Genomic DNA, 3,875 nt, shown 5'->3' with positions numbered 1-3,875 from the left:
CGGCCTGGCGCCTGGTTCATGCCTTTATCGGTGCCGTGTTCGGCATTTTCATCACGGGCTTTGTCATGCATCGCTGGGCAGCGGGGCAGGCCGTCTCGGTGCCGCTGCTGGTGGCGCCGATGGGTGCCTCGGCCGTGCTGCTGTTCGGCGTGCCGGCCAGCCCGCTGGCGCAGCCCTGGGCGATCATCGGCGGCAACACGGTTTCGGCGCTGTGCGGCATCTTCTGGGCGCGATCTTTAGGCGATCCGACGCTGGCAGCCGGCCTGGCGGTGGCGAGCGCGATCGTGATGATGAGCCTGCTGCGCTGCCTGCATCCGCCCGGCGGCGCCGTGGCGCTGACGGCGGTGATCGGTGGCCCGGCGATCGCGGCGGCAGGCTGGCATTTCGCGCTGATGCCAGTGGCCATCAACTGCCTGCTGCTGGTGGCGGCCGGCTGGCTCTATAACCTCGCCACGAGGGGCAATTATCCCCACCATGTTCGCGCCGTGGCAGACCCCGCCACTGCGCCGGCCGCCGGCTATACCATGGCGGACGTGGAAGCGGTGCTGGCGCAATACGATGAACTGCTCGACGTCAGCAGCGAAGACCTCGACGCGCTGTTCCGCCAGGTGGAGGGGCGCGCCTATCGCCGCCTGCACGGGGTGATCCGCTGCGAACAGATCATGCGTGCTGACGCCACCACGATCGCCCCTGACGCGCTGTTGGATGTGGCGGCGCGCACGCTGGCTGCCCATGGCGAAAGCCTGCCGGTGGTGCGGGCCGACGGCCATGTTGCCGGCCTGTTGCGCGCCGACCAACTGGCTGTGGCCGCCGCCAGCGCTGGGCAGGATGCAACGGTTGCGTCTGTGATGGACGCAGCCCCGTGCCTGGCCAGCCCGGACCGTGCGATCGATGAACTGCTGCCGATCCTGTCGGGAGGCCTGCACCGCGAAGCCGTGGTGGTGGACGGGCAAGGCCGCTTCCTCGGCCTGATTGCCCAAACCGACCTACTCGCCGCCCTGTGGCGCGGGCACATTGCCGAGGAAATCGCGCGGCATGCGGGATGAGGCGTTGCAGCTATGATCCAAAGGTTCAAGCGGGACCCCGGATCAAGTCCGGGGTGACGGTAAGTTCATAGATTATCTATATTTCCTCGTCACCCCGGACTTGATCCGGGGGCCCGCTGTTTTGTCGGCGCATCCCGTCAGGCGAACCCCTAGCGCGCGGCGGCCTGGCGTAGCCACGCGTTGACTCGCGCCACGTCGGCGGGAAGGGGGCGGGACAGCGGCTCTACCAGATGGTAGCCACGCGGGCTTGATAGCGGTCGCTCGGTCAGGCGCACCAGGTTGCCGGCGCGCACCAGATCGTCGATCAGCGGGGACCAGCCCAGCGCCACGCCCTGGCCGAGCATCACGGCCTGCAACACGATCTGATAGTTGTTGAACGCCAGTTCCTGCTTGGTGGCGGGCGGTGGCACGCCCATGCCGGCAAACCAGTCTGCCCAGTCGAACCAGCGGGTTGGCCCCGCGCCGCGCAGATGCAGCAGGCGCATGCCGGCCAGTTCTGCCGGGGGCAGCGGGGCTGTGCGCGTGCCGAGATAGCTCGGCGCGCAGACCGGAAAGACCTCTTCGGCAAACAGGCGATGGGCGCGGCAACCGGGCCATTGGCCATTGCCGAACAGCACGGCAAGGTCGAACTCGGTGCCCAGCGCGTCGCTTGTGCCCTGCCAGGTGATCAGGCGGATTTCCACTTCGGGCATCAGGTCGCTCAACTCGCCGATGCGCGGCATCAGCCACCATGCGGCAAAGCCGAAATCGGTGAGGATCGTGACAGTGCGGGTGCCCTTGTGCCGCCGCGCGCTGGCCACGCCGCTGGCCAGGGACTGCAGCCCTTCTTCCACGCGCGGCAGCAGCCGCTCTCCCGCCTGCGTCAGTTCCACGCCGCGATGGTGGCGGGCAAACAGCGTCACGCCCAGTTCTGCCTCAAGATGGCCGATATGCTGGCTGATCGCGGCCTGGGTCATCGCCAGTTCGCGTGCCGCGCCCGAAAAGGTGCCGCGCCGGGCCGCGGCCTCGAACACCAAAAGGCCGCGCAGAGGCAGGCGTGCATAGGTTCCAGGCGCAAGCTCCACTTATGCCCCCTTAAGCAGGCAACGGCTTCACCGCTGCTCTGCCTTGGTTCTAGCTTATGCCTTGCGATTTGCCAGAAGGGATTGATGGGGATGACCGAGGCGCCGAATTTTCTGTTCCTCATGGCCGACCAGATGATGGCCGATGCCTTGCCGTTCATGGGGCAATGGCCGGTCCATGCGCCACGGCTGGCGGCGCTGGCAGAACGTGGCGTGGTCTTTGCCAATGCCTATTGCCCCAGCCCGCTGTGCGCGCCCTCGCGCTTTTCGCTGATGGCCAGCCAGTTGCCCTCGCGCATCGGTGCCTATGACAATGCCGCCGAATTTGCCGCCGATACGCCCACGATGGCGCATTATCTGCGCGCTGGCGGGTGGCACACGATCCTGGCGGGCAAGATGCATTTCGTTGGCCCCGACCAGTTGCACGGGTTTGAAGAGCGGCTGACCACCGACATCTATCCTGCCGATTTCGGCTGGACGCCCGACTGGTCGCGCCCCGATCATCGGCCAACCTGGTATCACTCGATGGATTCGGTCGTCACTGCCGGGCCGACGGTGCGCACCAACCAGATCGATTTCGACGAGGAAGTGGTTTTCACCGCGCGGCGCAAGCTGTTCGACATTGCGCGCGATCCGGCGAAGCGGCCGTTTTTCCTGGTCGCCTCGCTCACCCATCCGCACGATCCCTTTGCCATCCAGCGCCGCTATTGGGACCTCTATGACGGCGTCGAAATCCCCATGCCGCGCATCGGGCGCGGTGACGTGGTTGATGATCCCCATGCCCAGCGGCTGCGCCATGTGTGCGGCACCGATCTGATGCCGCTGACCGAGGAACAAGTGCGAGCCGCGCGGCGCGCCTATTTCGGCGCGATCAGCTTTGTCGACGAACAGTTCGGCCTGATCCTCGACACGCTGGAAGAAACCGGCCTGGCTGAAAACACCGTGGTGGTGGTGAGCGGCGACCATGGCGAGATGCTGGGCGAGCGTGGGCTGTGGTACAAGATGAACTTCTTCGAAAACGCCGCGCGGGTGCCGCTGCTGGTCCATGCCCCGGCCCGCTTTGCCACGCGGCGGGTAGAGGCGGCGGTGTCGACCCTCGATATTCTGCCCACGCTGCTCGATCTGGCGGGATTGCCGCCTGCCGATGCGGCCCCGATCGACGGGCACAGCCTGGTGCCGCATCTGCGCGGCGAAGACGGCCACGACCTGGCGCTGGGTGAATACCTGGGCGAAGGGGCGATCGCGCCAGTGGTAATGATCCGGCGCGGCGACTGGAAGTTCGTGCATTGCCCGACCGATCCTGACCAGCTTTACAACCTGGCCGACGATCCTGGCGAGACCTGCAACCTGGCAGCAGAGCCGGCCCAGGCCGATCGCGTGGCGGCCTTGCGGGCCGAAGTGGCCAAGCGCTGGAACCTGCCGCTGATCGAAACACAGGTGCTGGCCAGCCAGAAACGCCGCCATCTGGTGGCGCGGGCCAATGCGGCCGGCGCCTTGACCCATTGGGACCACCAGGTGCCGCGCGATGCCTCGCGCGAGTATATCCGCGCGCATATGGATCTGGAATTGCTGGAAGCGGTTGCGCGCTTCCCGCGCGTGCGCTTCGATTGATCGCCTGGCAGGCCAGCGCATCGCGCACATACGGGGGGACGCGGCAATGGGGGTAGCGATGGCAGGATCGGCCGATGCGGCCCCCGGCACTGTGGCGGCGGGATCGGGCGGCCCGCGCCCGGCGCTCTCGCTCGCGGCGATCGGTGCGGGTACGGCC

Annotated in this window: 3 protein-coding genes; 2 read left to right on the top strand and 1 reads right to left on the bottom strand. The window is 67.1% G+C overall.

All coding sequences use genetic code 11. From position 1 onward, the window contains the following. Window positions 1-1,046, top strand: a 1,046-nt coding sequence (locus H926_RS29765; protein ID WP_022678151.1) for an HPP family protein, incomplete at its 5' end; no start/stop codon positions are given. A 149-nt stretch (window positions 1,047-1,195) separates the two neighbouring features. Here H926_RS29765 and H926_RS29760 read toward each other — a convergent pair. Beyond that, on the bottom strand, window positions 1,196-2,110 hold the full coding sequence (locus H926_RS29760; RefSeq protein ID WP_022678150.1) for a LysR substrate-binding domain-containing protein: 915 nt from the start codon (window positions 2,108-2,110) through the stop codon (window positions 1,196-1,198). A 90-nt stretch (window positions 2,111-2,200) separates the two neighbouring features. On the opposite strand from H926_RS29760, the gene betC reads away from it, so the two are divergent. Next, window positions 2,201-3,718 (top strand): choline-sulfatase, encoded by a 1,518-nt coding sequence (gene betC, locus H926_RS0121845; RefSeq protein ID WP_022678149.1) that lies wholly within the window; start codon window positions 2,201-2,203, stop codon window positions 3,716-3,718. The last annotated feature ends 157 nt before the right edge of the window (window positions 3,719-3,875 follow it).

This window comes from Novosphingobium sp. B-7 (assembly GCF_000410615.1).
GTDB classification, from domain to species: Bacteria; Pseudomonadota; Alphaproteobacteria; order Sphingomonadales; family Sphingomonadaceae; genus Novosphingobium; species Novosphingobium capsulatum.
Note: the sequence above shows the minus strand (reverse complement) of the source record. Positions and strands in the feature narration are given on the sequence as shown.

Coding starts and splice junctions, on each gene's coding strand:
- betC (WP_022678149.1), top strand. CDS start 2,201: ATGACCGAGGCGCCGAATTTTCTGTTCCTCATGGCCGACCAGATGATG.